The following is a 24,160-nucleotide window of genomic DNA, read 5'->3' as shown; positions in this document are numbered from 1 at the left end:
AACACGATGAAAATCAACCGGAGACAATTCACTGTCGGCGCCGCCAGCCTGCTGGCGCTGCCCGCGTTCGCGCAGAACGGCAAGACCGTCACGCTGATCGTGCCGTCCGCGCCCGGCGGCACCACCGACATCTCGGCCCGCATGCTGGCCGAGCCGCTGGGCAAGCTGCTGCAGGTGCCGGTGGTGGTGGACAACCGCGCCGGCGGCAACGGCAACATCGCCGGCCAGCTGGTGTCGCGCGCGGCCGGCGACGGCACCACGCTGCTGGTGCAGTACTCTGGCTACCAGTGCATCACGCCGCTGGTGCAGCCCGTCAACGGCTTCGACCCGGCCAAGGACCTCAAGCCGATCGGCCACCTGATCGACGCGCCGCAGGTGCTGGTGGTGCGGCAGAACTTCCCCGCGAACAACTTCAAGGAGTTCCTCGCCTACGTGAAGGCGAACCCGGGCAAGGTGAACTACGCCTCCAGCGGCAACGGCGCGCTGCAGCACGTGACCACCGAGCTGCTGAAGGACCTGACCAAGACCTACATGACCCACATCCCGTACCGGGGCACGGGTCCCGCGCTTACCGACCTGCTTGCTGGCACGGTGGACCTCACCATCACCACGCCGCCGCCGCTGCTGGCGCACATCAAGGCCGGCAAGCTGAAGGCGCTGATGGTGACCGGCAAGACGCGCCTCGACGCGCTGCCCGACGTGCCCACGGCCACCGAGCTGGGCGTGCCGCTGGTGGCTTCGTCCTGGTTTGCCGTCTATGGCCCGAACAGCATGTCGCCCGAATTGCAGAACCGCCTGTCCGCGACCGTGCGGCAAGTGGTGGAGATGCCGGAGTTCAAGCGCCGCGCCGAGGAGCAGGGCGCCAAGGCGATCCCGATGACGCCGGCCGAACTGGCCGCGCTGGGCACGAAAGAGCGCGCCACCTGGGATCGCATCGTCAAGGTGGCCGGCATCAAGGCCGACTGAACCAGGGAGAGCGCCATGCCTCGCCGTCCGTTCCTGCGCTTCGCGGCCCTCGCGGCAGCCCTGGGAAGCAGCCTGGCCTTCGCGCAAGGCAACTTCCCGGCCAAGCCGGTCACGCTGGTGGTGCCCAACCCGCCCGGCGGGCTGGTGGACACCAGCGCGCGGCTGCTGGGCGACTAGCTGCAGAAGGTGCTGGGGCAAACGGTGGTCGTGGACAACCGCGGCGGCGGCAGCGGCAACGTGGCCTATGGCCTCGTCGCGCGCGCGCCGGCCGGCACGCCGCCGGAAGTCGTGAACAAGTTGACGACGGCGATCAAGCAGGCGCTGGACACACCCGAGGCCCATGCCCGCGCCGACGCCGCCGGGATCACGGCCGACTGAAGCCGTCGCCGTTGGGAAGACGGGCCTAGGACATGTCCTATGCCCGTGCGGAGAAACCGGCACGGCGCGTCATGCCGGCCGAACCACGGAAGCGGCCTCCTCTTATGGGCCGGAATGGGCTTCTCGCCGATAGTGAAAGCAAGGCAGAACCGACCCACATCCCCGAGGAGAAGGACATGCTCGCAACCGCTTCCAACGAATATCGCCTGTGCTTCCGTTCGCTGTTCGACAGCGGCCGCGGCTACGCGTTTCCCTGCGATTCCGCAGGGCACGTTGACCTCGACTGCATGAGCGAACGCGCGCGCAACAACTATTTCTTCGCGCGCGCCATGGTCGGGCGGGAACTCTCCACGCCGGCCGTGGAACTGTCCGCGCTGCACTGAAGGACGATGCGGTAACGCCGCAGCCGGCCGGGCTGGAAAGCCGCCGGCTTGTCCATCTCCCCCAGCAGCACGCCGCCATTGGCCAGGATGACTTTCTGCGAGGCGAGGTTGCCCGCATCCGCCGTGATCTCGATCCACGGCAGGCCCTGGGCCCGGGCCCGCGGCAGCAACTGCGCCAAGGCCTGCGTCGCATGGCCCAGCCGCTGCTTCCAGGGCACCACCGCGTAGCCCACGTGGCCCAGGCAGTACCAGGGCAGGGCGGCCGTCCCGGGCTGCCAGCGCAGGTTGATGCTGTCGCAGAATCCCCCGTCCCACATCCACAGGCGGAAGCATGAGCTCCATGGCCCCCATTCTGGCGGGCTTGCGGGCGCGGCGTATCATCCGCGTTCCCCTCACAAGGCACCCGGCATGAGCTACCCCAACACCCAACTCTTCATCAACGGCCAGTGGCAGGACGCCGCCGATGGCCGCAGCCTGGCTGTGTTCAACCCGGCCACGGGCCAGGAAATCGGCCGCGTGGCCCACGCGTCCAAGGTCGACCTGGACAAGGCGCTGGAAGCCGCCCAGAAGGGCTTCGAGACCTGGCGCGACATGACCGCGGCCGACCGCAGCAAGATCATGCGCAAGGCCGCCGGCCTGATGCGCGAGCGTGCCGGCGAGATCGCGCCGCTGCTGACGCAGGAGCAGGGCAAGCCGCTGGCCGAAGCCAAGGGTGAAGCGCTGGCCGCCGCCGACATCATCGAGTGGTTCGCCGAGGAAGGCTTCCGCGTCTACGGCCGCATCGTGCCCTCGCGCGGCAACCTGGCCGTGCGCCAGATGGTGCTGAAGGATCCCGTGGGCCCCGTCGCCGCCTTCACGCCCTGGAACTTCCCGATCAACCAGGTGGTGCGCAAGGTCGGTGCCGCGCTGGCCGCCGGCTGCTCCATGCTGGTGAAGGCGCCGGAAGAAACCCCGGCCGGCCCCGCAGCGCTGATCAAGGCGTTTGCCGATGCGGGCATCCCGCCCGGTGTGCTGGGCCTGGTCTACGGCAACCCCGCCGAGATCTCCAGCTACCTGATCCCGCACCCGGTGATCCGCAAGATCACGTTCACGGGCTCGACGCCCGTGGGCAAGCAGCTGGCCGCGATGGCTGGCCAGCACATGAAGCGCGTGACGATGGAACTGGGCGGCCACGCCCCGGTGATCGTCTGCGAGGACGCCGACATCGCGCTGGCCGTCAAGGCCGCCGGCGCCGCCAAGTTCCGCAACGCCGGCCAGGTCTGCATCTCGCCGACCCGCTTCCTGGTGCACGAGAGCGTGAAGCAGGAGTTCGCCCAGACGCTGGCCAAGTACGCCGAAGGCCTGAAGGTCGGCGACGGCCTGGCCGAAGGCACGCAGATGGGACCGCTGGCCAACCCGCGCCGCGTGACGGCGATGGCCGAGTTCCAGGCCGATGCCGAGAAGCATGGCGCGCAGGTGCTCACCGGCGGCAAGCGCATCGGCGACTCCGGCAACTTCTGGCAGCCCACCGTGTTGGTGGACGTGCCGCTGCAGGCCAAGCTGTTCAACGACGAGCCCTTCGGGCCGGTGGCCGGCATCCGCGGCTTCACCGACCTGAACGAGGCGATCAAGGAAGCCAACCGCCTGTCCTTCGGCCTGGCCGGGTACGCTTTCACGAAGTCTCTGAAGAACGCCGACCTGCTGGCGCGCCGCGTCGAAGTCGGCATGCTGTGGATGAACATGCCGGCCATGCCCAGCGCCGAGATGCCTTTCGGCGGCATCAAGGATTCGGGCTACGGTTCGGAAGGCGGCCCGGAGGCGGTGGACGCCTACCTGAACGCCCGAGCGGTCGCGATCGCGAACGTCTGAGCGTTCCGCCCACCTCGACAAGGAACCCGGCGCTGCCGGGTTTTTTCTTGCTCGCCCGCCGGGGGGACGCCGGACCCCGGAGGCGAGGCCTATCATCGTCTCCGGCCAACCGGTCTCAGAACTGGGCGCAGAGCTCGTCCTTGCGCGCGTCCGGCTTTTCCGCCACGATCATGCGGAAAATCTCCTGGCCGAGCGGCGGCACTGCTACTGCATCGGCCACTGGCGCGAGCCCGTCGGACAGGTCGGTGCTGTGGAAGTCGCAGCCGGCCAGGGCCAGCAGGAGGACTGCGGCGGCGACCAGCGAGAGCGGGTTCGGACGAAGCATTTGGGTCTCTCCTTGGATGGACGCCCGGTCGGAACCGGGTGAGGTGATGTTGGGAGCCGCAGCCGGCTGGCGATGTGCGTAAACGCACCGGCGCGTGCAGGGTGACCTCGCGGCGTGTGGCATTTGTCGCGCCACGCGCCATTTCGCGAGCTGGAGAGATGCCATGGTTGCCTCGGTGCAGATGTCCACGCTGGGCCTGGCCCGCGCACCGCTGCTGGCGGACCTGTCGCAGGACCGCCTGAACGACCTCGCCGGGCGCTGTACCTGGCGCCGCTTCGAGCCGGGCCAGGCGATCGTGTCGCGCAATGCCACCGGCGGCGAAGTCCACCTGATCGTCGACGGCCGCGTGCGCATCCACGTCTATGCGGCCGACGGCCGCGAGGTGCTGTTCACGCACGTGCAGGAAGGCGGCATCGTCGGCGACTTCGCCGCGGTCGATGGCGGCCCGCGCACGACCGATGCGCATGCGAGCAGCCGCGTCCTCAGCGCTTCGTTGCGCGCCCCCGATTTCCGCACCTTGCTGCGCGAAGAGCCGCGGGTGGAAGAGCGCTACGTGCGCTACCTGCTGGGGCTGGTGCGCTCGCTGACCGACCGCGTGATCGAGCTGAGCACGCTGGGCGTGCAGAACCGCATCCGCTCGGAAGTGCTGCGGCTGGCGCGCGGAACTTCGAATGGCTCCAACAGCGCACAGATCATGCCGGCGCCGCGGCATGCGGACCTCGCCGCGCAGGTGGGCACGACGCGCGAGCAGGTCACGCGCGAGTTGTCTTCACTGGCGCGGCAAGGGCTGCTGGAAAAGGACGGCAGCGGGATGCTGGTGACGGACCTGCGGCGACTGGAGGAGTTGGCGTGTGGAAGCGGTGGGCGCGCGTGACCCGGCGCGCGTCACGACATGGCGCGAATCACACAGCGCCCAGGAGTTCCAGCGTCTTCGGATCCTGTTCGCCCGCGTAGAACTTCTCCAGGCACTCCGAAAACACCTTCTCCTGCGGCGCGGCCAGGCCGAACAGCGTGGCGCAGGAGCGGAACTTGAGGTCGTCGGGCGAGCCCAGGATGTCGTGCGCGCTGCGCCCCGGCACCTGCAGCATCAGCTCGCAGCATTCCACCAGCCGCGGCCCCAGCACCGGATGCGCCAGGTAGGCCTGCGCTTCTTCCAGGGAGCCCAGGCCGTAGAACTGCGCGGTGCTGCTCATGCCCAGGCCCTTCAGCTGCGGAAACACGAACCACATCCAGTGGCTGCGCTTGCGCCCGTGCGCCAGTTCGTCGCGGACGTCGGCGATGGCGCTGTCCTGCGCCGCGACGAAGCGCTGCAGGTCGAGGGGGTCGGCGGCTTGCATGGCGCCCCATCATCCCGCAAACGCGGGGCATCAGGGGGCTTCGCGCTCGACGGCCGGGGCGGCCAGCTCGCGCCCGACCATCGCGCGGGCGTAGAAGTAGTTGTTGCGCGCCTGCTCGCTGAGGTCGTCCAGCCGCACGCGCCCGTTGGAGTCGCAGGGGAAGGCGTAGCCGCGCCCGGGCTCGAACAACGAGCGAAAACACAACCGGAACACGCCGGACAAGGACTGCGTCATGGACAAGCTCCTGTCGTACCTCTGCCTCCACAACGCGGCAGCTGGTACGCAGGAGGACCGCCGCTGTGCCATGAAGACCGTGTCGTGGGCGATCAGATGTCCGCCAGCCGAGCCCCGAGTTCCAGCAACTGCTGCGCGGCCTGCTCGATGGCCGGCAGGCTCTCGAAGGCCGTCTTCATCGCGGTGCAGCTGACTACGTAGTAGCTGCCGCGGCGACTCGAGCGGAAGGGCACGGCGATGGACAGCAGGCCCGGGTAGAACACTTCGTCGTTGATGACGAAGCCGCTGCTGCGGAACTGGCGGATCGCGCCGGCGAGATGGCGGTCGGCCAGCTGCGCATGGGTCGGATCGCTGGCGCGCAGCTGCTTCAGCGCGGCGTCCCGTTGATCGTCAGAAAGCAGGGAGAGGTAGGCCCAGCCCGACGCGCTGTTGCCGATGGGGACCATCACGCCCCCCTTCATGTTGTAGTTGAGGATGGCGCCCGCCGCTTCGCACCGTTGCAGGAACAGCATGGACGCCCCCTCGGGCGTGGACAAGCCGGCCGTCCCCTTCAGCGAATCGGACAGCGACTGCAGGTCGGGGGCGGCCAGCGCCGCGATGTTCATCGTGTTGAGCGCGGCGTAGCCCAGGTTCAGCACCTCCAGTCCCGGGCGGTACTTGCCGTCCTGCTCCGTCACCAGGTAGCCCTGTGATTCCAGCGCCTTGCATACGCGCCAGGCGGTGGGCTGCGGCATGCCCGTCATCCGCGCGATCTCGCTGGCGCTCAGCGTGCGGCGCTCCTGCGTGAAACAGCGCAGGACGTCCAGGCCCTTCAGAAGTGCATTGCTCATGGTCGATCCGTCTTTGTTGACAGCTTAGCGGCATGGTCATTACACTCAATGAATAGCGTATTCATTAGATGAATATATCACTCCAGGAGACCCGCAGATGACGACCCCGATCCCGCGCCGCACCTTCCTCCAGGGGCTGGGCGCCAGCCTGGCCTTGCCCTATTTGGGCAATGCCAGCGCGCAAGACCTCCTGCCCATGGCACGCATCACCATCGGTTTCGCCGCCGGTGGCATGACCGACACGATGGCACGCCGGCTGGCCGACAAGCTGACCGGCACCTATGCCAAGACGGTGCTCGTGGACAATCGCGCCGGCGCGGGCGGGCAGATCGCGGCGTCCGTCGTCAAGCCGGCGCCCAAGGACGGCAGCGTGCTGCTGATCACGCCGGGCGCGGTGCTGACCATCTTTCCCCACGTCTACAAGAAGCTGCCGTACAACGCCTTGACCGATTTCGAGGCGGTGTCGCTGACGACCGTCGTCGATTCTGGCTGGGCGGTGGGTCCAGCCGTGCCGGACAACGTAACCAACGTCGCCCAATACCTCGAGTGGTGCCGCAGCCATCCGCTGGGCGGCAGCTTCGCGACGCCGGGCGCCGGGTCCACCTCGCACTTCTGCGGCGAGCTCCTCGGCCGCGCGAACCACGTCGATCTGCGCCACACGCCTTACCGCGGCGCGCAGCCCGCCATCCAGGACATGCTGGGCGGCCAGGTGCCGGCGGTCTGCACCGCGGTGGGCGACTTCCTGCCCTACCTGGGCAGCGGCAAGTGCCGGGTCCTCGCGACTTCGGGCCCGACCCGCACCAAGTTCACCCCGCAGGTTCCGACCTTTGCGGAGCAGGGCTTCAAGGACGCGACGGTCGTGGAATGGTTCGGCGCCTTCGCACCGGCCGGCACGCCGCCGGAGGTGATCGCGCGCGCGAACAAGGCCCTGGTCGCTGCCCTGGCGGCGCCGGACTATGTGGAAGCGATGGGCAAGGTCGGCCAGCCCGTCGTGAGTTCGTCCGCCGCGGACTTGAACAAGCGCATGCACGAGGACAACGCGTTCTGGGGCAAGGTCGTGCGCGACACCAACTTCAGCATCGAATGATCGACCTGCAGACGGCATTGCGCCTGGAGGGCCGCACGGCCCTCGTCACCGGGGGAGCGCGCGGCATCGGCCGCGGCATCAGCAAGCTGCTCGCGGCCGCCGGCGCCAGCGTCGTCGTGGCCGACGCGGACCGCGACGGCGCGAGCGAGACGGTGGCGGAGATCAAGGACCTCGCGGGCACGGCGCGCTCCGAGGAGCTCGACGTGGCCAGCGCGGCTTCCATCGCGCGGCTGCGCGAGCGCATGGACGGTCCCGTTTCCGTCCTCGTCAACAACGCCGGCATCAGTGGCCAGCTGCCCCTGGACGATCCTGAGGTGGAAGCGCTGTGGGACCGGCACATGGCCGTGAATCTCGACGGGCCGTTCCGGATGGCACGCGCGTTCGCGCCGGCACTGCGACAGACGCGCGGCTGCATCGTGAACATCGCCTCCGCCGCGTCCTTCCATGCCGTGACCGGGAGCTTCTCGTATGTCAGTTCCAAGGGCGGAGTGCGTTCGCTCACGCAGGTGCTCGCGAAAGAGCTTGCGCGCGATGGCGTGCGGGTCAATGCGGTTGCCCCGGGGGGCATCGACACGGCGATGATGGCGCGCCGCAAGCACGATGCCGAGTGGATGGGCATGTTCGGCCAGCGCACGGCCATGGGACGCCTCGGCACGCCGGAGGAAGTGGCGTGTGCCGTGCTCTTCCTGGTCTCGCCGCTGTCGGCGTATATCACGGGCACCGTGTTGCCGGTCGACGGGGGATTCCTGGCGGGATGAAAACAGAACAACTTCCGCGCCACGTACTCGGCTGCAGCACGGCCATGTTCTCGGGGGACCTGGCCGTGCGGCTGCAAGCGATCCGCGCCGCCGGCTTCTCCCAGGTGGAGCTGACGGCCGGCGACCTGTTCGCCAGCCTGCGAGGCGTCGAATACACGCTCGACCTGCTCGCGCAATCCGGGCTCCGGGTCTGCGCCTACAACCTGGTGCGCGACTACGAAGGCTGCGCGGATTCCGAACTGGTCCGCCGCACCGAAGTCGCTGACCAGTTGCTGGCGCAGGCCGCCTGGCTGGGCGCGCCGCTGCTGGTGGCCTGCTCCAACACCTCGCCCGATGCGTCGTCCGACCGTCGCCGGCAAGTCGATGACCTGCGCCGGCTCGGCGACCTGGCCCAGGCCCGCGGCCTGCGCATCGCGTACGAAGCGCTGTGCTGGGGCACGCACATCCGGGATTACCGGCGCGCCTGGGAACTGGTCGAACTTGCGGACCATCCCGCCGTGGGCCTGCTGCTCGACTCCTCGCACATCGGTGCCCTGGGCCTGCCCATGGCCGGCGTGCGCGAGCTCGATGCGCGCCGCGTCTTCCATGTGCAGTTGGCCGACCTGCCACAGGCTCGCCTCTCCACTACGGACCTCAGCCGCTACTACCGTTTGCTGCCCGGGCAGGGCGCACTGGACATGGACGGCTTCATGGAGGCGCTCGGCTTCATCGGCTATGCGGGAGCGCTCTCGCTCGAGGTTCTCAGCGACCACTACCGGATGCTGCCGCAGGCCGAAGGCGCGCGCCAGGGCTTCGATGCGGTCTGTAGCTTGTTGAAGGGGCGGCCATGAAGCCGCAGGAGGGCCGGGTGGCCATCGTCACCGGCGCAGCGGGCGGCATCGGCCTTGCGATCGTGGACCAGTTGCTGGCCGACGGCGCAACGGTGCTCGCCTGGGACCCGGAAGCCACGAAGCTGGCCGGGCATCCGGAGGCTGCCACCGGCCGGCTGCTGCCCCGCAGCGTCGACGTGACCGACTCGGCGGCCGTGGAGCGCGAGCTGGTGCGGGCCGACGCGATGGAGGGCGGCCTCGCGATCCTGGTCAACAACGCAGGCATCGCGGGGGCGACCCGTCCGGCCTCGGAGTACCAGCGCTCCGAGTGGGACCGCGTCATCGCGCTGAACCTCACTTCGGTGTTTGAGATCTGCCGCCGCGCCGCACCGGCGATGGCCGCGCGGGGCTACGGGCGCGTGGTCAATATTTCGTCTGTCGGGGGACTGCGCGGGATCGCGGATGCCGCGGCGTACAGCGCTTCGAAAGCCGGCTTGATCGGGCTGACGCAGAGCCTCGCGAAGGAATATATCCGCAGCGGCATCACCTTCAATTGCGTCGCTCCCGCGCTGATCGAGACGCCGCTGCTGGCGCAGATGACGCCGCAGTTCGCCGAAGCGATGCGTTCGCGCATTCCGATGGGCCGTGCCGGCGCTCCGCAGGAGGTGGCGGCCATGGTCGGCTGGATCGCCAGTCCGGCCTGCAGCTTCACGACCGGCGCGGTGTTCGACGTATCGGGCGGCCGGTTGTCGCAGTGAGCCGTCTTGCCTTGCGGGCATGGATTGCGGGTCAAGCCCGCAATGACAAGGGGCAGGATCAGATCCGCTGGTTCCCCGCACCGCCGCGATTCCCCGCATCGCCCTTGCGCAGCAGCAAGGTCACCAGCACGGCGCAATCGGTTCGTGCGCGCAGCGAGTGATCCTGGCCGGCCGGCAGCACGACGATGTTGCCGGCGTCGAGCTGGCGCACGCCGCTTCCCATCACCACCTCCACCGTGCCTTCCAGGCAGTGCAGGGTGCATTCGTCGTCGACGTGGTGGCGCGGCATGTCCTGGTGCGCCTTCATCACCACGTGCAGCAGCTGCATGCGCTCGGTCTTGATGAGGCTGGTGCTCACCGCGCCATGCAGCTTCTCGCCGAGCGGGGAGACGTTGATGATGTCCAGCAGTTTGGCATGGGGCAGTGCCATGGATTCACCTCGTTGTCTTGACGGCATCTTGCGGCCGGCGCCAGGCCGCCGCTGTAGGACGAGCTAGCTTCCTTCCGGCGGGCCCTTGAGCTCCACCGTGTTGCCTTCGGGATCGTTCAAATACAGCGAAGGGCCGTAGCCCTCCGCGCCATAGCGCCGCTCCACGGGCCCGGCGGTGGCGCCCACGCTCGCCAGCTGCGCGCGGATCGCGGCCTCGTCGAAGGGCTCCACGCGGAAGCAGAAGTGGTCCAGGTTGCGGCCCTCCGCGCCCGGTGGCGCGCCGCCGGCTCGGCCCAGCACGCCGTCGACCGGCACCAGGTCCAGGATGGAACGGCCGGCGCGCAGCTGGACCAGGCCGATCCCGTCCTGCCGCATTTCCACCGTGCAGCCCAGGCCTTCGCAATAGAAGCGCAACATCGGCTCCAGAGCGCGGATGCGCAGCACCAGGTGGTCGATCTCGCGGATGTGGATCACAGCGCCAGTTCCATGAAGACGGCGCTGCCGCGGTACGCGTCCAGTGCGTCGGCGGCCTGGTAATCGCGCATGCTGTTGTCGCCGTAGGGAGCGATGTCACGGAAGCCGGCGGAGCGGTACAGCCCGTGCGCCGCGCCCAGCGCCTTCAGGCTTTCCAGCCGCACGCGTGCATGGCCCAGCGCCCGCGCATCTTCCAGCAGGCGCTGCAGCAGCAGGCGGCCGGCGCCCGCGCCGCGCAGTTGCGGCTGCACGTACATGCGCTGCAGTTCGCCTACACCCGGCGCCAGCTGCTTCAGGCAGCCGATGCCCACCGGCGCGCCATCCGCCTGCACCAGGTAGAAGCGTCCGGTGGGCGGATAGAACTTGCCGGGGTCTTCGAGGTCGGACTGCAGCATCGCGTCCACGTCGAAGGCCAGGCCGTATTCGGACTGCGCGACGCCGGCCACCCAGTGCAGGTACTCGGCCACGAGCGGACGCGCGGCCTCGCCTTCGGCCGGCGAGGCGAGCGGGCGCAAGGTGATGGCGGGCATGGTCGGGCCCAGCTTAAGGGAGCCCCGCGGTGCGCGCAACTCAGTGCAGGGACATGCAGGCGGGCGTGCGCACGCGCAGCACCGCCTCCTGCTGGAAGCGGCCTTTGTATGCGTCCATCAAGGCCAGCACTTCGCGCTCGAGCTCGGGCGTGGGGCGGTGCACCAGCACCAGCACCCAGGACTTTTCATGCACGACCAGGCTGCCGGAGCGCCACTGGCCCGACGCAGGCCACGCCGTCAGCCCTTCGGGGAAGCGCGGCGTCACCTCGTCGGCCAGGAAGCCTTGCCATTGCGCGTCGGTCACGCGGCCGTCCGGTTTTTTCGAGCCGAAGTACAAGTGCTCTTCCACTTCGGCTTGTTCGGTGCCGCTGCAGCGCAGAGGCTCGGGAGCCGCGCAGCCCGCGAGCAGCGCGAGCAGGGCAGCGGCGAACAGGTACGACCTCATCTAGACCTTCCATGAACGAGCCAGGCCACCAGGGCGCACAGCACGGCAATCGTCACCAGCGAACTGGCCGCCATGGCCAGCGCGGAAGGCGGCGCCGGCGCGACGGTCATGCCGGCGATGGTGAACGCGAGCGTGGCCATGACGAGCAGCGCGAGCATGACTGCGCGGCTGCGCGGCAAACCGCTGCCGCGCAGGAACAGCCACAGCCCCGCCAACGCGATTGCTGCCTCGACCGCGAGCGCGAATGGCATGGCATTCCACAAGCTTAGGCCTATTGCGGGCGAGCCGGTTCCCGCCAGCGGCAGCTCCGGGCGATGCACCAGCGCGTCGAGCAGCCAATGCGAGAACACGGCCGCGGCCAGCAGCAACGCGGCCTTCCGCTGGCCGCGCCACGCTGCCAGCGCGGCGAGGGCCGACCACAGCAGGCTGGCCAGCAGCCCGTGCGATCACGGGAAGTGGAACTCGGGCTGGTGCCTCTGCGCGAAGTCGGCCGGGATCGTCACGGCTTCCCAGCCCAGGAGCACGAAGAGCCACAGCAGCACGTCGAGCAGCAGGGCCGCAAGGACGAACCAGGCGACGTTGACGCGCCGCTCCATGCGGCCCAGGGCCAGCGCGGCGCCGACATGGCCGGCGAACATGCGCCCAGCATACGCCGCACGCGCGCGCCACGAGGCGCAGAATGCAGCGGACTGCCCAGGAGCCTTCATGCCGCAGACCCTCACGCCCGCCACCGAACTCGCGCTCAAGGCGAGCCGGCCTTACCCGAACGACAGCGCGGAGTACCGCGCCGCGCGCGAAGCGCTGCTGGCCGAGGAGGTGGAACTGCGCCGGCACATCGAGAAGGTGGCCGCGATGCGGCGCGCGCTGCCGCCCGGCGGCGTCGCCGGCAACTACCGCTTCCTCGACGAGGACGGCCGCAACCTCGGCCTGGCCGACCTGTTCGGCGCGCACGACGCGCTGGTGAGCTACTTCTGGATGTACGGGCCGCAGCGGCCGCGGCCTTGCCCCATGTGCACGGCCTTCCTCGGCGCCATGGACATTCCGGTGCGCGACCTGTCGCAGCGCGTTTCCTTTGCCGTCTTCGGCCGCTCGCCGGTGTCGCGGCAGCTGGCTTTCGCGCGCGAGCGCGGCTGGCGCAACCTGCGCTTCTACCAGACCGTGGGCGATGACTTCGCGCGCGACTACCGCGGCCTGGCGCCGGATGGCAGCGAGTGGCCCGCACTGGACGTGTGGGTGAAGGACGGCGCCCAGGTGCGCCACTTCTGGGGCTCGGAACTGGGCGGCATGCAGGACCCGGGCCAGGACCCGCGCGGCGCGCCGGACCCCACGCCCTTGTGGAACATCCTCGACCTCACGCCGGCCGGGCGCGGAACGGATTGGTATCCGAAGCTGGAGTATTGACGTTCACAAACGCAACGGGCTCGCGTACCCCGTCATCTCAAGGTATCCCGCCCCGACCTTCCTGCCATTGCTGTCGAACAACTCCGACAGGCCTTCCCAATAGATCGCGCCGGTGGACCCGCGGCTATCGAGTTCCTGGTTGTCGATGACGGCCCGCACCGCGTAGAAATCCGCCGGCGTGCGCACCGTCCACTCCACCGGATAGCTCGCCCGCGAGCTGGGGCTGGCCCAGCGCCGTCCCGGCTTGAACTCCGTTTCGCCCGGCTTGGCGATGAAGAGGCGGCCGTCGGCGCTGCGGAAGGACCCGCCGTCCCACAGCGTCGATCCATCCTTGCGCCGCAGGCGGAACGCGGTGAGCGCGCTGCCATCGTCCAGGTTCATGCCGATCCAGTCCCAGCCCACCGCATCGGGGTGCATCAGCGCCTCGCTCCATTCGTGGTCCAGCCAGGCCTTGCCTGCGACCTCGAAGGCTTTTCCTTGCAAGGAGAGCCGGCCGGCGACCGCCAGCTGCGGCAGGCTGTAGTAGTAGCTCGCCTGCTCCGGGTCCGGCCCCTTGCGCGAGAGGCCGCCGCGGCCTTGCAGCAACACGGGCTGCGTCGGCGTGCAGCGCAGGTCCAGCGCGAAGTCGCGCGCCGGCACGCGGGCCTGCCAGGTCTCGCCTGCGCGCGCGAGCGACCAGTCCTGCAGCACCAGGTGCGCATCGGCTTCGTCGGCCCCGGCGATGCCAAAGCCTGCGCGCGCGATGCGGCCGTCGTGCCACAGCTTGCGGCCCTGCACGTCGGTCACCGCGGCATGCGCGAACACCAGCTGCCTGGCGGCGAAGCGCGACTGCATCTGCTGCGTCTCGTCCACGCGCGAGCGGAAGAAGGTCACCTGGAAGCCGAAGCGCCGCTCGCCGGCGCGCAGCTCGCCGGTGATGTACCACCACTCGGTGCGCAGGTCCGGATGCGCGCCGTGGTCGCGCGGGAAGGCGAGCTTGCGCTCGGTCAGCACGGCCGGCCCGGCGAAAGCGAAGGCGGGCAGGGCGAACAGCAGGGGACGGCGGCGCATCACCAATCCTCCTTCACCGCCAACACCGCATCCCGTCCCGCGGCGGCGCGTCCCGCGAGCCACGCAGTCACGGTGCCCGAGACAACAACAGCGGCGCACAGCGCGAGCAAGCGCCCCCAAGGCAGCAGCAGGTCCATCGTCCAATGGAAGCTCTGCGGGTTGACGACATACACCAGCACCACGGCCACGCCGAGCCCGAGCGCGAGGCCGGCCAGTGCGCCGATGAAGGTCCAGGCTGCGCCCTCGCCGGCGACCACCGCCAGGATCTGCCGCCGGGTGAGCCCCAGGTGCGCGAGCAGCCCGAACTCCTTGCGCCGCGCCAGCACCTGCGCGCTGAAGCTGGCCGCCACGCCGAACAGGCCGATCGCAATGGCCACCGCCTGCAGCCAGTAGGTGACGGCGAAGCTGCGGTCGAAGATGCGCAGCGACACGGCGCGCACCTCCGCGGCCGACGCGAGCTCCACCAGGTCCGGGTCGCCGGCGGTGCGCCGCACCAGCGCGCGCAAGCGCTCCTGCACGTCGGCCAGCGCCGCGCCGGGTGCGAGCCACGCCTGCACGTCGTTGATGCGCGTATCGCCGGTGAGGCGCTGGTAGTCGCGCTGGTCGATGATGATGGCGCCGGTCTGCCGCACGTAGTCGCGCCAGACGCCGGCGACGAAGAAGGGGCCGCCGCCCAGCGCCGGCTGCAGCACTTGCAGTTGCTCGCCGCGCCGCGCGCCATACAGGTCCACCATCGCCTCGCTCACGTACACGGGCACCTGGCCGGGCGGCGCGGGCAGCACGCCGCCCACCAGCGGCAGGTTGCGCGCTTGCGGCGCCACCTCGCGAGCGAGCAGCGTCACGGGCGGCCGCGACGGATCCAGCGGCAGGTTGCGGGCGCGCTGCGTCGCGACGCGCGCTACGCCCGGTATGGCCGCGATCTGCGCCACCAGCGGCGGGCTGAGGAACACCGTGTCACCGGCGGCGGCGCTGATGGCGGTGCGCAGGTACAGGTCGGCCGGCAGCAGCACGTCCAGCCAGTCGGCCACCGATTGCCGGAAGCTGCCCACCATCACCGTCAGGGCCACCGACAGGCTCAGCGCCGCGACGACGCCGCTCACGGCGACGGCAGCGCTCTCGCGCACGCGCCGCGCCCGCTCCACGGCCAGCAGCGGCAGCAGGCGCTGCGCCACGTGAGGCGCGATGCGGTCGTACAGCGCGCCGACCGCGGGCGGCAGCACGCCGACCCCGCCCACCAGCAGCAGGCCGACCGACACGTAGGCCGCGAGCGGGATGCCTGCAATCGGCGGCAGCAGTGCGAGCGCCACGGAGGCGAGCAGGGCGGCCAGCGCCAGCCAGTGGCGCCGTCCGCGCGGCAAGGCCGTGCCCAGGCCCTTCAAGGTCTGCGCAAGTGGCAGCCGCGCGGCCTGGCGCGCCGGCAGCCAGCCGCCTGCCATTGCCGCGGCGATGCCCAGGCCGCCATAGGTCAGTGCCGCAACGGTGCTCCATTGCAATTGCGGGCGCACGCCGGGGAAGTAGCCGCCGCCCAGGTCGCCACCCAGCAGGCGCAGCGCCGTTTCCGCCAGTGCGGCGCCAAGCGCGATGCCCAGCACGCTGCCCAGCGCGCCAAGCACGGCCGATTCGGCCAGGACCAGACCCAGCCGCTGGCGCGCGGTGAGCCCCAGCACGCCGAGCAGCGCGAGCTGCTGTGAGCGCCGCGCGACGCTGAGCGCCAGCACCGAGAACACCAGGAAGGCCCCGGTGAAGAGCGCCACCAGCGCCAGCACCGTGAGGTTGACGCGGTAGGCGCGCGACAGCGCGTCGACCCGTTGGCCCGCATCGCGCGGCTCGGAGTGCTGCACGCCGGCCGGCAGCTGCGCGTGCCGCAGCCAGTCCGTGGGGGCGACGCCGGCACGCAGCCGCACGTCGATGCGCGTGAGTTCGCCGCGGCGGCCGAACAGGTCCTGCGCCGCGGCGATGTCCATCACCAGCAGCGGCCCGCCGCCCGCGCCGGCCCGGCCCGCCACCTGCAGCTTGTGCCACTGCAGGCCCGCCTGCACCTGCACCCGGCCCGGCGGCAGCATGGCGCGGGCGGCGGCGTTGGGGAACACGGTGTCGGGTGCCAGCACGGCGAGGCGGTCGCCGCCTTCGCTGACGATCGGCACCAGTCCCGGCGCGACCGCGCCCACCACCAGCGCGTCGACGCCCAGCACGCGCACGCCGCGGCGCTCGCCGTCGGCGGCCAGGGCCAGCGTCTGCAGTTCGAGCACGGGGCTGGCGGCGGCCACCTGCGGATCGGTGGCGACGCGGGCGTAGAGGTTCTCGTCCAGCGCGCCGGCGCTGGCGCGCAGCTCCAGGTCCGGCTGGCCGCCGACCGAGCGTGCGGCGCTGGCGAATTCGTCCAGCGCCGAGGCGTTGATCAACTGCACGGAGAAGGCCAGGGCCACGCCCAGCATCACGGCCAGCACCGCGGTGGCGCTGCGCCAGGGATGGTGGCGCACCTCGGGCCAGGAATAGGTGGCGAGCAGGGCCAGCATGCCTGCATTGTGCAGAATGGGGCCATGCTGGACATCGAAGCGATCGAAAGGGCCACGCTGGCGGCCGTGCCGCCGCAGCGGCTGGAGGAGTGCCAGGGCTGGCTGGTGCCGCTGGACGACGGGACGGTCGGGCGCGCGCACAGCGCGGCGCCGACGGCGCATGGCGCGCCCGGTGCGGGGAGCATCGAGGCGGTCGAGGCCTTGTATGCGGACGCGGGCTTGAAGACCGTATTCCGGGTGCCGATGGTGGCAGCGGTCGAAACGGAGCTGGAAAGGCGAGGCTATGTGGCGGCGAAGCCGACGCTGGTGCAATGGATGGCGCTCGGGGATCCTCACCCTGGCCCTCTCCCGCTGGCGGGAGAGGGGGAACTGAGGCTGGCACCCTCAGCGGACGCCAGCTGGGAAGGCGTGTTCCTCGGCGAAGGCTTCGACCCGGTCGATGGCGCGAGCCGGCTCGGCATCCTGCGGCGCGCGCAGGGTTCGCTCTATGCGAGCGTGCGCGTCGGCGGGGAGACGGTGGCCGTGGGCTGTGGCTCCTTCAGCCACGGCTGGGGCAGCGTGCATGGCATGCGGACCTTGCCCGCGCATCGCGGCCGCGGGCATGCCACGCGCATCATCCGCGCGATCACCGACGCGGCGCGCGAGCGCGGACTGGCGCGCGTGTTCCTGCAGGTGGAGCAGGGCAACGCCGGGGCGCGCGCGCTGTACGCGCGCCTGGGTTTCCAGGACGGCTGGACCTACCGGTACTGGAAGAAGGCGTAGTTACGCCGTCTCGCCCATCAGCTCCTCCTTGCGCTGCTCGAGTTCGTCGCGCATGGACACCAGGTCCAGCTTGCGGGCCGAGCGCGCCTTCGGGAAGAGCTCGTTGCGCTCTTCCTTCACGTGGTGGTCGATGTATTCGCCGAGCACCGTGACCTTGGCGTCGAACATCTCGTCCGCGGCGTCCGCGCCTTCGATCTGCGCGATCAGGTCCTTGGCCGACTGGTGCTCCACCGTGGCCTCGGCCAGCAGGTCGGCGTCCTTCAGCACGGCGCGCAGGGCCGGGTAGAAGATCTCTTCCTCCATCTGCGTGTGCACCGTCAGTTCCTGGCAGATCTGGCGGGCCAGGTCCATCTTCTTCTGCGCGGCGTTGCGGGCGCGCGAGTGGGTGAGTTCCTCGTACTGCTTGAAGAGCTTCTTGACGGCGCGGTGGTCGGCGTCGAGCAGGTCGCAGGCGTCCTTCTGGCCTCGTGCGTTGGGCATCGTTCGTTCTCCCTGGATGAAGTGGCCATGATGGCCAGCGCACGCGCCATGCCTTGTAGGAGGCCGGCGACGGCTGCTTCGCCCCTGCGCCTACGCACCAGCGGAGCCGTGCCCACGGACAGCTGCCGTTGATCCGGCAACGACGCGTGCGCGCTCCTGACGCGTTCGCCGCGTGGCCCCGCTTAGCCTGTCCGTCCCGAGATCGGAAGGAGGCCTGAATGAGCCAAGAGCAAACGCAGCCGAAACTGGATGAGGCGCTCGAGAAGACCGAGCAGGTGCAGCGCGACCTGGAAGTCGCCGCCGCGGAACTGGGGCTGGCGCACGGCGCGCTGCAGCGCCACCTGCCGCCCCGCTGCCGCAAGGGCGACGTGGTGTGGGCGATCGACCAGAACGCCGCACTGGAGCGCAAGGTGCAGCAGGCGGCCGAGGAACTGGAGCAGGTCAACGAGCTGCTGGAGGAGGCGAGGCGCGCCGCCTAGAATCGAGGGCGTTTTCCGCACATCGGCGCCGAAAGGGCGCCCTCCATGATGAAACGCCGTTTCCTCCTGACCTCCCTCGCCGCATCCGCGGCGCTGCTGGCCGCCTGCAAGGACAGCACGCCGCCGGGCGGCGCTGCCGGTCCGGCCACCGCGCCGGCCCCGGCCGCGGCCGCCGGTTCCACGCCCGTCACCATCGAAGCGATCCAGGCCGAAGGCAAGGGCTTCAGCGTCGGCTCCGAGATGGCCGCGCGCACCGTCTACGTGTTCTTCGACGCCCAGTGCCCGCACTGCGCGGCGCTGTGGGAGTCGGCGCGGCCGCTGAAGTCGCAGGCCCGCTTCGTCTGGATGCCCGTGGGCGTGTTGAACGAGAAGAGCACGCTGGAAGGCGCCGCCATCCTCGCCGCCCCCGACCCGGTGGCGGCGATGGACCAGCACGAGGCCTCCATGCACGCCGGCACCGGCGGCATTGCCGCCGGCACCGGCCAGGACGCGCAGAAGGACGCCATCAAGAAGAACACCGAACTCATGACCAAGTTCGGCTTCGGCAGCGTGCCGACCATCGTCGCCAAGCATGCGACGACGGGCGAGGTGGTGACGGTGGAAGGGGCGCTGCCGACGGCGGCGCTGGCGGCGAAGCTGGGCTTGCAGGCGCCGGCGTCCTGAGCGGGCGACAAGCTGGGGTGCGCTGGCGCGCAACCCAGCCTACATGCCCGGTCGATTCACCTTCAGGCGATGCCGTCGCTGCGCAGATGCAGCACCCGGTCCGCCTGACCCGCCGCCGCCTCCGAATGCGTCACCAGCACCAGCGCCGCCCCGGTGGCGCGGGCCTGGTCGCGCAGCACCTGCAGCACGCGGCTGGCGGTGCCTGGGTCGAGGTTGCCGGTCGGCTCGTCGGCCAGCAGCAGCTTCGGCCCGTGCACCAGCGCTCGCGCAATGGCCACGCGCTGCAATTGGCCGCCGCTCAATTGCTGCGGCAGCCGCGCCCCGAGGCCGCCCAGGCCCACGGCCTCCAGCATGGTTTCCACCCGCGCCGGATCCGGCCTCTGCAACAGCAACAACGGTAACGCCACGTTCTGCGCCACGTCCAGGTGCGGCAGCACGTGGAAGGCCTGGAACACGAAACCCAGCCTGGCGCGCCGCAGCAGCGCGCGGCCGTCGTCGTCCAGCGCCGCCAGCTCCTGGCCATCGACGCGGATGCTGCCTTCCTGCCAGTCGTCCAGCCCCGCCATGCAATTGAGCAGCGTCGACTTGCCCACGCCGGATTCGCCGACGATGGCGACGAACTCGCCGGCCGCGACGGCCAGCGAGACGTCGCGGAACACGCCCACCTCGCCATAGCGCTTGGCCAGGCCTTGCACTTCGAGCATCACGCGTCCACTCCGGCGGCCTGCAGCACGCGCTGCAGCGCATCGGGGGCATCGCAGTCGATCACCTGGCGCTGCGGCATCGCGCGCAGCCAGGTGAGCTGGCGCTTGGCGAGCTGGCGCGTGGCGGCGGTGCCGCGCTCGCGGATCGACTCCATCGGAACCAGCCCGTCGAACGCTTCCCAGGCCTGGCGGTAGCCCACGCAGCGGATGCTGGGCAAGCCAAGGTGCAAGTCGGGCCGCGTGCGCAGGGCCCGCACTTCGTCGAGGAAGCCGGCTGCCAGCATGGCGTCGAAACGCTGCTCGATGCGCGCATGCAGCCAGCCGCGGTCCCGCGGCTCCAGCGAGAGGAACAGGTCCGGGCGGAAGGCGTCCTGCGCGCCGCGCCGGCGCGTGTGCAAGTGCGACAGCGGCTCGCCGGTGAGGCGGAACACCTCCAGCGCGCGCTGGACGCGCTGCGCGTCGTTGGGCGCCAGCCGCGCGGCAGTCACCGGGTCCACCTGCGCGAGCTGCGCGTGCATCGCGGGCCAGCCGTGCGCCGCGGCTTCGGCCTCGATCGCCTGGCGCAGTTCGGGGTCCGCCGTGGGCAAGGCATCCAGCCCTTCGAACAAGGCCTTGAAATAAAGCATGGTGCCGCCCACCAGCAGCGCGCGGCGGCCGCGCGCCTGGATGTCCGCCACCAGGCGCAGCGCATCCCGCGCGAATTCGGCGGCGCTGTAGGCCTGCGCAGGGTCGAGGATGTCGACCAGGTGGTGCGGCACGCGCGCGCGCTCCTCGCGCGTGGGCTTGGCGGTGCCGATGTCCATGCCGCGGTACACCAGGGCCGAATCGACGCTGACGATCTCCGCGTCCAGCGCTTCGGCCAGCGCCAGCGCCGCGGCCGTCTTGCCGGACGCGGTGGGGCCGGCGAGGGCCACGGTCGCAGGCAGGGAAATTCGGGACATCCGCGCGAGGTTAGCAGAGCAACTGCCGGGCTTCGCGCGGCAGAGGCAGCATGCATTTGGTTTCAGCGGCGCCCTCGGCCTTCACGGGCCCTTCACAATGTACGCAGGAGCTGAATGAAACGGGAGACGGCGTTGGAGTTGCGGGTGTTCCTGGTGGAAGACATCGTGCGGATGCGCGGGTTGCTGGGGGACCTGTTCACGTCGATGGGGGGCTTCCGTATCGTCGCGCACTCGACCACCGAGGCGGAAGCGAATCTCTGGCTGGAAGACAACCGCGGCCAATGGGACCTGGCGATCGTCGACCTGGTGCTGGACCAGGGCGCGGGGATGAACGTCATCCGCCGCTGCAAGGCGGACCCGAACGGCGGGCGCATCGTGGTCTTCAGCAGCTATGCGAGTCCCGGCGTGCGCCAGCACTGCCTGGACCTGGGCGCCGACGCCGTCTTCGACAAGAGCGAGACCGAGGGCTTCATCGCCTGGCTCAGCGACCTGGGCGCGCGCGAAAACTCCGGCCCCTGAGCTGTCGGACAAACCGCACAGCGCGCTGTCCGGGTGCCTGACAGCCGCGTTTCCTAAAGTTTGCCATCCTTGCCGCCATGAATGCATCGAGATCTGGCAGCGGACCAGGCGACGGACAGGCGGGGTCCTGGACATCGGAAACGCTGCCTATGGCCGTTCGCAGGGAGTTGTTGGAACGCGAACTGAAAAAGCTGGGCTTCCGCAAGGCGGACGCTGGGCGCGTTGCGCCCGCCGGCGACGTTGGCGGCAGCCATCAACAGCAGGGGCAGACGTCCCACCCGCGGGCCGAGGACCCGGTGCAGCACGGGGACTGAGCCCCGCTCTTCACTGCAGGCGGAACAGCTGCGCGAGCGCTTCGCGGTATTGCGCCTGGCCCATGGCCATGGTGTTGTAGTGCGATCCGCCTTCAACCAGCACGAACTGCTTCTTGCCGCTGGCCGCGTCGTACAGCCGCCGGCCCAGTTCGCTGTGGATCAGGTTGTCCTCGGAGCCGTGCACCACCAGCAGCGGCGCGTGGATGCGGTCCACCTTGTGGATGGACTCGAAGCGCTGCGTGATCAACGGCCCCACCGGCAGCCAGCTCCATTTCATCGTGCTCGCCACGTCGGGGATCGACGTGAAGGTGCCTTCGACGATCACGCCTTGTTCGTCGTCCACCTTGGAGGCGAGGTCGATCGCGATGGCGCCGCCCAGCGAGTGGCCGAAGACGTAGCGCGCCCGCGCCGGGTAGTGCGCGGCCAGCCAGCTCCACGCGGCACGGGCGTCTTCGCAGGCGGAGTCCTCCGAAGGCAGGCCGGCGCTGCTCTTGCCGAAGCCACGGTAGTCGATGGCCAACACCGAGAAACCCAGTTGCTGCATGCGGCGGATGCGCGGCGCCGAACCGGCGACGTTCCAGCGCGCGCCATGCAGGTACAGCAGCACCGGGCCGGTGTCCGGGTTGTGGTCGGCGGGCAGCCACAGGGCATTGAGTTTCGCCGGGCCCTTGGTGACCTGCGAGTCGAACGGGATCCAGACCTCCTGCATGTCGCGCGCCAGTTCGGCGCTGCTGCCCCAGCTGCGGTTGCCGGGCTGGAAGATCCATTCGCGCTGGCGCTCGTCGAGGGTGGCGCAGCCGACGGTGAGCAGGGCGGCCAGGGTGGCGGTCGCGAACAGGTAGCGGCGCTTCATCAGACTGCTGAGTCCTGCGCGCGCCGGAAGTTCAGCGCCCGCGCAGGAACAGGGCGTCCAGCTCGCGCAGCGTCAGCTGCCGCCAGGTGGGCCGGCCGTGGTTGCACTGGTCGGAGCGCTCGGTCTCCTCCATCTGCCGCAGCAGCGCGTTCATCTCTTCCGAGGTCAGCCGGCGGTTGGCGCGCACGGCGCCGTGGCAGGCCATGGTGGCCAACAGCTCGTTGCGGGCGCGTTCCACGACGCTGCTGGCGTCGTGCTGGCCCAGTTCGGCGAGCACGCTGCGCGCCAGTTCCACGGCATCGCCCTGGGCCAGGGCCGCGGGGACGGCGCGCACGGCCAGCGTCTTGGGCGAGAAGGGCGTGATCTCCAGGCCCAGCACTTGCAAGGTGTCCTGGTTCGCTTCGGCCGTGGCCACTTCGGCCGGCGTGGCAGCGAAGGTGGCGGGAATCAGCAGCGGCTGGCTGCGGATGGACTGGGCGTCCATCTGCGTCTTGAGGCGCTCGTAGACGATGCGCTCGTGGGCGGCATGCATGTCGACGACGACCAGGCCCTGCGTGTTCTCGGCGAGGATGTAGATGCCTTGCAGCTGCGCGATGGCGCGGCCGAGGGGCCAGTCGCCCTCCGGCAAGGGCGTGGCGGGAAGACCGTCGCCAAGGGATTGCCGCGGTTCGGAGGCAGCGGGAAGGGGCGCCGCGTCAGCCTCGATTTCCTCGCGCGACCATAAGGCCCCGAGATCGTTGACGACATGGCCGGCCACCGGCTGCGCGAACGGAATCGTCGGTTGCCGCCACATCGGCATGGCAGCGGGCGCGGCGGGCGAGGGCGCCAGCTCCGCTTGCACCGGGCGCGTGGCCGCCAGCGCCGCGCGCGGAGCCGACAAGGCCCCTTCCACCGCATGGCGCACGGCCTGGTGCACCTCGCGGCTGTCGCGGAAGCGCACTTCGATCTTGGTCGGGTGCACGTTCACGTCGACCCGCGTCGGGTCGATCTCCACGTACAGCGCGTACACCGGCTGGCGGTTGCCGTGCAGCAGGTCCTCGTAGGCGCTGCGGGCCGCATGCGTGATGACCTTGTCACGCACGTAGCGGCCGTTGACGTAGGCGAACTGCCAGTCGGCGCGCGAGCGGGCGGCATCCGGGATGCCGGCGCGGCCGCGGATGCGCAGCGGGCCGATCGCGTGTTCCACCGCCACGCTCTGCTCGAGGAAATCCTCGCCCAGAACGTCGGCCAGGCGTTGCTCGCGCGTGCCGGCGCGCCACTGTTCCACCAGCTTGCCTTCGTGCCAGACGGTGAAACCGACGTCGGGCCGCGCCAGCGCGTGGCGCCGCACCGCCTCCAGGCAGTGCGCCATCTCGGTGGCGTCGGTTTTCAGGAACTTGCGCCGCGCCGGCGTGCTGAAGAACAGTTCCTTCACTTCCACCGTGGTGCCGGCGGAGCGCGCCGCCGGCCGCAGTTCGCCGCTGCTGGCATCCAGCAGGAAGGCCGTGGCCGCGCCCTGTTCGCGCGACAGCAGGCTCATTTCGGAGACGGAGGCGATGGCGGCCAGCGCCTCGCCGCGGAAACCCATGGTGGCGACCGATTCCAGGTCGGCCAGCGAGCCGATCTTGCTGGTGGCGTGGCGCTTCAGGGCCAGCGGCAGTTCCTCGCGGGCGATGCCGCCGCCGTCGTCCTCGACGCAGATGAGCCGCACGCCGCCAGCCAGCAGGCGCACCGTGACCTGGCTGGCGCCGGCGTCCAGCGCGTTGTCCACCAGTTCGCGCACCACCGAAGCGGGGCGCTCCACCACTTCGCCGGCGGCGATCTGGCTCACCAGTTCATCGGGCAGTTCCCGGATCGGGCGGCGAGGGGGCGGGGACAGGACGGCACTCATCTCGGCTGCATTCTAG

The 24,160-nt window shown here is 70.2% G+C and carries 33 protein-coding genes; 15 read left to right on the top strand and 18 right to left on the bottom strand.

Translation table 11 applies throughout. From position 1 onward, the window contains the following. The first annotated feature begins 6 nt into the window (after positions 1-6). From HHL11_RS21875 to HHL11_RS34865, 4 genes are read left to right on the top strand one after another with little or no spacing between them, the layout of a single operon-like run. Positions 7-966, top strand: a complete 960-nt coding sequence (locus HHL11_RS21875; RefSeq protein ID WP_169420677.1) for a Bug family tripartite tricarboxylate transporter substrate binding protein — start codon at positions 7-9, stop codon at positions 964-966. Positions 967-981: 15 nt separating this feature from the next. After that, positions 982-1,143 (top strand): hypothetical protein, encoded by a 162-nt coding sequence (locus HHL11_RS34935; protein ID WP_425355218.1) that lies wholly within the window; start codon positions 982-984, stop codon positions 1,141-1,143. A 9-nt stretch (positions 1,144-1,152) separates the two neighbouring features. After that, the gene (locus HHL11_RS34930) at positions 1,153-1,344 is read left to right on the top strand and encodes a hypothetical protein (protein ID WP_425355217.1); all 192 of its coding nucleotides are present in this window, start codon (positions 1,153-1,155) and stop codon (positions 1,342-1,344) included. A 32-nt stretch (positions 1,345-1,376) separates the two neighbouring features. After that, entirely contained in the window at positions 1,377-1,727 is a 351-nt protein-coding gene (locus HHL11_RS34865; protein ID WP_342593257.1) for a hypothetical protein, read from the top strand. On the opposite strand, the gene HHL11_RS21860 is transcribed toward HHL11_RS34865, so the two are convergent. Next, a complete protein-coding gene (locus HHL11_RS21860) occupies positions 1,655-2,044 on the bottom strand; it encodes a GNAT family N-acetyltransferase (RefSeq protein ID WP_205964513.1) in 390 nt (129 codons plus the stop codon). The two genes, HHL11_RS34865 and HHL11_RS21860, sit on opposite strands and share 73 nt — an antisense overlap. Positions 2,045-2,135: 91 nt before the next feature. On the opposite strand from HHL11_RS21860, the gene HHL11_RS21855 reads away from it, so the two are divergent. Continuing rightward, positions 2,136-3,575 carry an NAD-dependent succinate-semialdehyde dehydrogenase gene (locus tag HHL11_RS21855; protein WP_169420676.1) on the top strand — a complete coding sequence of 480 codons (1,440 nt, stop codon included), beginning with the start codon at positions 2,136-2,138 and terminating at the stop codon, positions 3,573-3,575. A 115-nt stretch (positions 3,576-3,690) separates the two neighbouring features. On the opposite strand, the gene HHL11_RS21850 is transcribed toward HHL11_RS21855, so the two are convergent. Further along, positions 3,691-3,900 (bottom strand): hypothetical protein, encoded by a 210-nt coding sequence (locus tag HHL11_RS21850; protein WP_169420675.1) that lies wholly within the window; start codon positions 3,898-3,900, stop codon positions 3,691-3,693. A 163-nt stretch (positions 3,901-4,063) separates the two neighbouring features. Here HHL11_RS21850 and HHL11_RS21845 point away from each other — a divergent pair, with 163 nt between their 5' ends. After that, complete coding sequence (locus HHL11_RS21845; protein WP_169420674.1) at positions 4,064-4,774, top strand: Crp/Fnr family transcriptional regulator; 711 nt, start codon at positions 4,064-4,066, stop codon at positions 4,772-4,774. A gap of 28 nt (positions 4,775-4,802) precedes the next feature. Here HHL11_RS21845 and HHL11_RS21840 read toward each other — a convergent pair whose 3' ends face one another. The 3 genes from HHL11_RS21840 to HHL11_RS21830 form a co-directional block, all read right to left on the bottom strand. Then, positions 4,803-5,237 carry a DUF1810 domain-containing protein gene (locus tag HHL11_RS21840; protein WP_169420673.1) on the bottom strand — a complete coding sequence of 145 codons (435 nt, stop codon included), beginning with the start codon at positions 5,235-5,237 and terminating at the stop codon, positions 4,803-4,805. A gap of 30 nt (positions 5,238-5,267) precedes the next feature. Continuing rightward, positions 5,268-5,471: a hypothetical protein gene (locus tag HHL11_RS21835; protein WP_169420672.1), complete on the bottom strand. Its 204-nt coding sequence runs from the start codon at positions 5,469-5,471 to the stop codon at positions 5,268-5,270. A gap of 92 nt (positions 5,472-5,563) precedes the next feature. After that, positions 5,564-6,301, bottom strand: a complete 738-nt coding sequence (locus HHL11_RS21830; protein WP_169420671.1) for an IclR family transcriptional regulator — start codon at positions 6,299-6,301, stop codon at positions 5,564-5,566. 97 nt (positions 6,302-6,398) lie between these two features. On the opposite strand from HHL11_RS21830, the gene HHL11_RS21825 reads away from it, so the two are divergent. The 4 genes from HHL11_RS21825 to HHL11_RS21810 are packed head-to-tail and all read left to right on the top strand — an operon-like array spanning position 6,399 to position 9,713. Then, a complete protein-coding gene (locus HHL11_RS21825; RefSeq protein WP_169420670.1) occupies positions 6,399-7,388 on the top strand; it encodes a Bug family tripartite tricarboxylate transporter substrate binding protein in 990 nt (329 codons plus the stop codon). Then, positions 7,385-8,146, top strand: coding sequence for an SDR family NAD(P)-dependent oxidoreductase (locus HHL11_RS21820; RefSeq protein ID WP_169420669.1), 762 nt, complete (start codon positions 7,385-7,387; stop codon positions 8,144-8,146). Before HHL11_RS21825 ends, HHL11_RS21820 begins: the two co-directional genes overlap by 4 nt. 44 nt (positions 8,147-8,190) lie before the next feature. Continuing rightward, entirely contained in the window at positions 8,191-8,976 is a 786-nt protein-coding gene (locus tag HHL11_RS21815; protein ID WP_169420668.1) for a sugar phosphate isomerase/epimerase family protein, read from the top strand. After that, a complete protein-coding gene (locus HHL11_RS21810) occupies positions 8,973-9,713 on the top strand; it encodes an SDR family NAD(P)-dependent oxidoreductase (RefSeq protein WP_169420667.1) in 741 nt (246 codons plus the stop codon). The genes HHL11_RS21815 and HHL11_RS21810 overlap by 4 nt, the downstream gene beginning before the upstream one ends. A gap of 58 nt (positions 9,714-9,771) precedes the next feature. Here HHL11_RS21810 and HHL11_RS21805 read toward each other — a convergent pair whose 3' ends face one another. The 6 genes from HHL11_RS21805 to HHL11_RS21780 all read right to left on the bottom strand — a co-directional run bounded on the left by HHL11_RS21805 (position 9,772) and on the right by HHL11_RS21780 (position 12,230). Then, positions 9,772-10,143: a cupin domain-containing protein gene (locus tag HHL11_RS21805; RefSeq protein ID WP_169420666.1), complete on the bottom strand. Its 372-nt coding sequence runs from the start codon at positions 10,141-10,143 to the stop codon at positions 9,772-9,774. Positions 10,144-10,206: 63 nt separating this feature from the next. Then, on the bottom strand, positions 10,207-10,617 hold the full coding sequence (locus tag HHL11_RS21800) for a VOC family protein (protein WP_169420665.1): 411 nt from the start codon (positions 10,615-10,617) through the stop codon (positions 10,207-10,209). Then, entirely contained in the window at positions 10,614-11,147 is a 534-nt protein-coding gene (locus HHL11_RS21795) for a GNAT family N-acetyltransferase (protein ID WP_169420664.1), read from the bottom strand. The genes HHL11_RS21800 and HHL11_RS21795 overlap by 4 nt, the downstream gene beginning before the upstream one ends. 40 nt (positions 11,148-11,187) lie before the next feature. Then, entirely contained in the window at positions 11,188-11,592 is a 405-nt protein-coding gene (locus HHL11_RS21790) for a DUF3574 domain-containing protein (RefSeq protein WP_169420663.1), read from the bottom strand. After that, positions 11,589-11,960, bottom strand: a complete 372-nt coding sequence (locus HHL11_RS21785) for a hypothetical protein (protein WP_169420662.1) — start codon at positions 11,958-11,960, stop codon at positions 11,589-11,591. Before HHL11_RS21785 ends, HHL11_RS21790 begins: the two co-directional genes overlap by 4 nt. A 78-nt stretch (positions 11,961-12,038) precedes the next feature. Then, positions 12,039-12,230, bottom strand: a complete 192-nt coding sequence (locus HHL11_RS21780) for a hypothetical protein (RefSeq protein ID WP_169420661.1) — start codon at positions 12,228-12,230, stop codon at positions 12,039-12,041. A gap of 67 nt (positions 12,231-12,297) precedes the next feature. Between HHL11_RS21780 and HHL11_RS21775 the strand changes: the two genes are divergently transcribed. Then, positions 12,298-12,993 carry a DUF899 family protein gene (locus HHL11_RS21775; RefSeq protein ID WP_169420660.1) on the top strand — a complete coding sequence of 232 codons (696 nt, stop codon included), beginning with the start codon at positions 12,298-12,300 and terminating at the stop codon, positions 12,991-12,993. A gap of 3 nt (positions 12,994-12,996) precedes the next feature. Here HHL11_RS21775 and HHL11_RS21770 read toward each other — a convergent pair whose 3' ends face one another. Together HHL11_RS21770 and HHL11_RS21765 are read right to left on the bottom strand one after the other, a co-directional pair. After that, positions 12,997-14,043 (bottom strand): lipocalin-like domain-containing protein, encoded by a 1,047-nt coding sequence (locus HHL11_RS21770; RefSeq protein ID WP_169420659.1) that lies wholly within the window; start codon positions 14,041-14,043, stop codon positions 12,997-12,999. Further along, positions 14,043-16,559, bottom strand: coding sequence for an ABC transporter permease (locus HHL11_RS21765; protein WP_169420658.1), 2,517 nt, complete (start codon positions 16,557-16,559; stop codon positions 14,043-14,045). Before HHL11_RS21765 ends, HHL11_RS21770 begins: the two co-directional genes overlap by 1 nt. A 24-nt stretch (positions 16,560-16,583) precedes the next feature. On the opposite strand from HHL11_RS21765, the gene HHL11_RS21760 reads away from it, so the two are divergent. Then, the gene (locus HHL11_RS21760) at positions 16,584-17,321 is read left to right on the top strand and encodes a GNAT family N-acetyltransferase (protein ID WP_169420657.1); all 738 of its coding nucleotides are present in this window, start codon (positions 16,584-16,586) and stop codon (positions 17,319-17,321) included. Here HHL11_RS21760 and HHL11_RS21755 read toward each other — a convergent pair whose 3' ends face one another. Then, on the bottom strand, positions 17,322-17,801 hold the full coding sequence (locus HHL11_RS21755) for a hemerythrin domain-containing protein (protein WP_169420656.1): 480 nt from the start codon (positions 17,799-17,801) through the stop codon (positions 17,322-17,324). A gap of 218 nt (positions 17,802-18,019) precedes the next feature. Here HHL11_RS21755 and HHL11_RS21750 point away from each other — a divergent pair, with 218 nt between their 5' ends. Both HHL11_RS21750 and HHL11_RS21745 read left to right on the top strand, forming a co-directional pair. Continuing rightward, positions 18,020-18,280: a hypothetical protein gene (locus tag HHL11_RS21750; RefSeq protein WP_169420655.1), complete on the top strand. Its 261-nt coding sequence runs from the start codon at positions 18,020-18,022 to the stop codon at positions 18,278-18,280. Between the two features lie 45 nt (positions 18,281-18,325). Beyond that, positions 18,326-18,943, top strand: coding sequence for a DsbC family protein (locus tag HHL11_RS21745; RefSeq protein ID WP_240980360.1), 618 nt, complete (start codon positions 18,326-18,328; stop codon positions 18,941-18,943). A 62-nt stretch (positions 18,944-19,005) separates the two neighbouring features. On the opposite strand, the gene HHL11_RS21740 is transcribed toward HHL11_RS21745, so the two are convergent. Together HHL11_RS21740 and miaA are read right to left on the bottom strand one after the other, a co-directional pair. Further along, a complete protein-coding gene (locus HHL11_RS21740) occupies positions 19,006-19,647 on the bottom strand; it encodes an ABC transporter ATP-binding protein (RefSeq protein WP_169420654.1) in 642 nt (213 codons plus the stop codon). Continuing rightward, positions 19,647-20,588 (bottom strand): tRNA (adenosine(37)-N6)-dimethylallyltransferase MiaA, encoded by a 942-nt coding sequence (gene miaA, locus HHL11_RS21735; RefSeq protein WP_169420653.1) that lies wholly within the window; start codon positions 20,586-20,588, stop codon positions 19,647-19,649. The genes HHL11_RS21740 and miaA overlap by 1 nt, the downstream gene beginning before the upstream one ends. A gap of 114 nt (positions 20,589-20,702) precedes the next feature. Between miaA and HHL11_RS21730 the strand changes: the two genes are divergently transcribed. Next, entirely contained in the window at positions 20,703-21,107 is a 405-nt protein-coding gene (locus tag HHL11_RS21730) for a response regulator (protein WP_169420652.1), read from the top strand. Positions 21,108-21,431: 324 nt separating this feature from the next. Here the strand turns inward: HHL11_RS21730 and HHL11_RS21725 are convergent, their stop codons facing one another. Beyond that, a complete protein-coding gene (locus HHL11_RS21725; protein WP_169420651.1) occupies positions 21,432-22,274 on the bottom strand; it encodes an alpha/beta hydrolase in 843 nt (280 codons plus the stop codon). Positions 22,275-22,305: 31 nt separating this feature from the next. After that, on the bottom strand, positions 22,306-24,144 hold the full coding sequence (gene mutL, locus HHL11_RS21720; RefSeq protein WP_169420650.1) for a DNA mismatch repair endonuclease MutL: 1,839 nt from the start codon (positions 24,142-24,144) through the stop codon (positions 22,306-22,308). Positions 24,145-24,160 lie beyond the last annotated feature (16 nt).

The organism is Ramlibacter agri (assembly GCF_012927085.1).
Taxonomy (GTDB): domain Bacteria; phylum Pseudomonadota; class Gammaproteobacteria; order Burkholderiales; family Burkholderiaceae_C; genus Ramlibacter; species Ramlibacter agri.
Note: the sequence above shows the minus strand (reverse complement) of the source record. Positions and strands in the feature narration are given on the sequence as shown.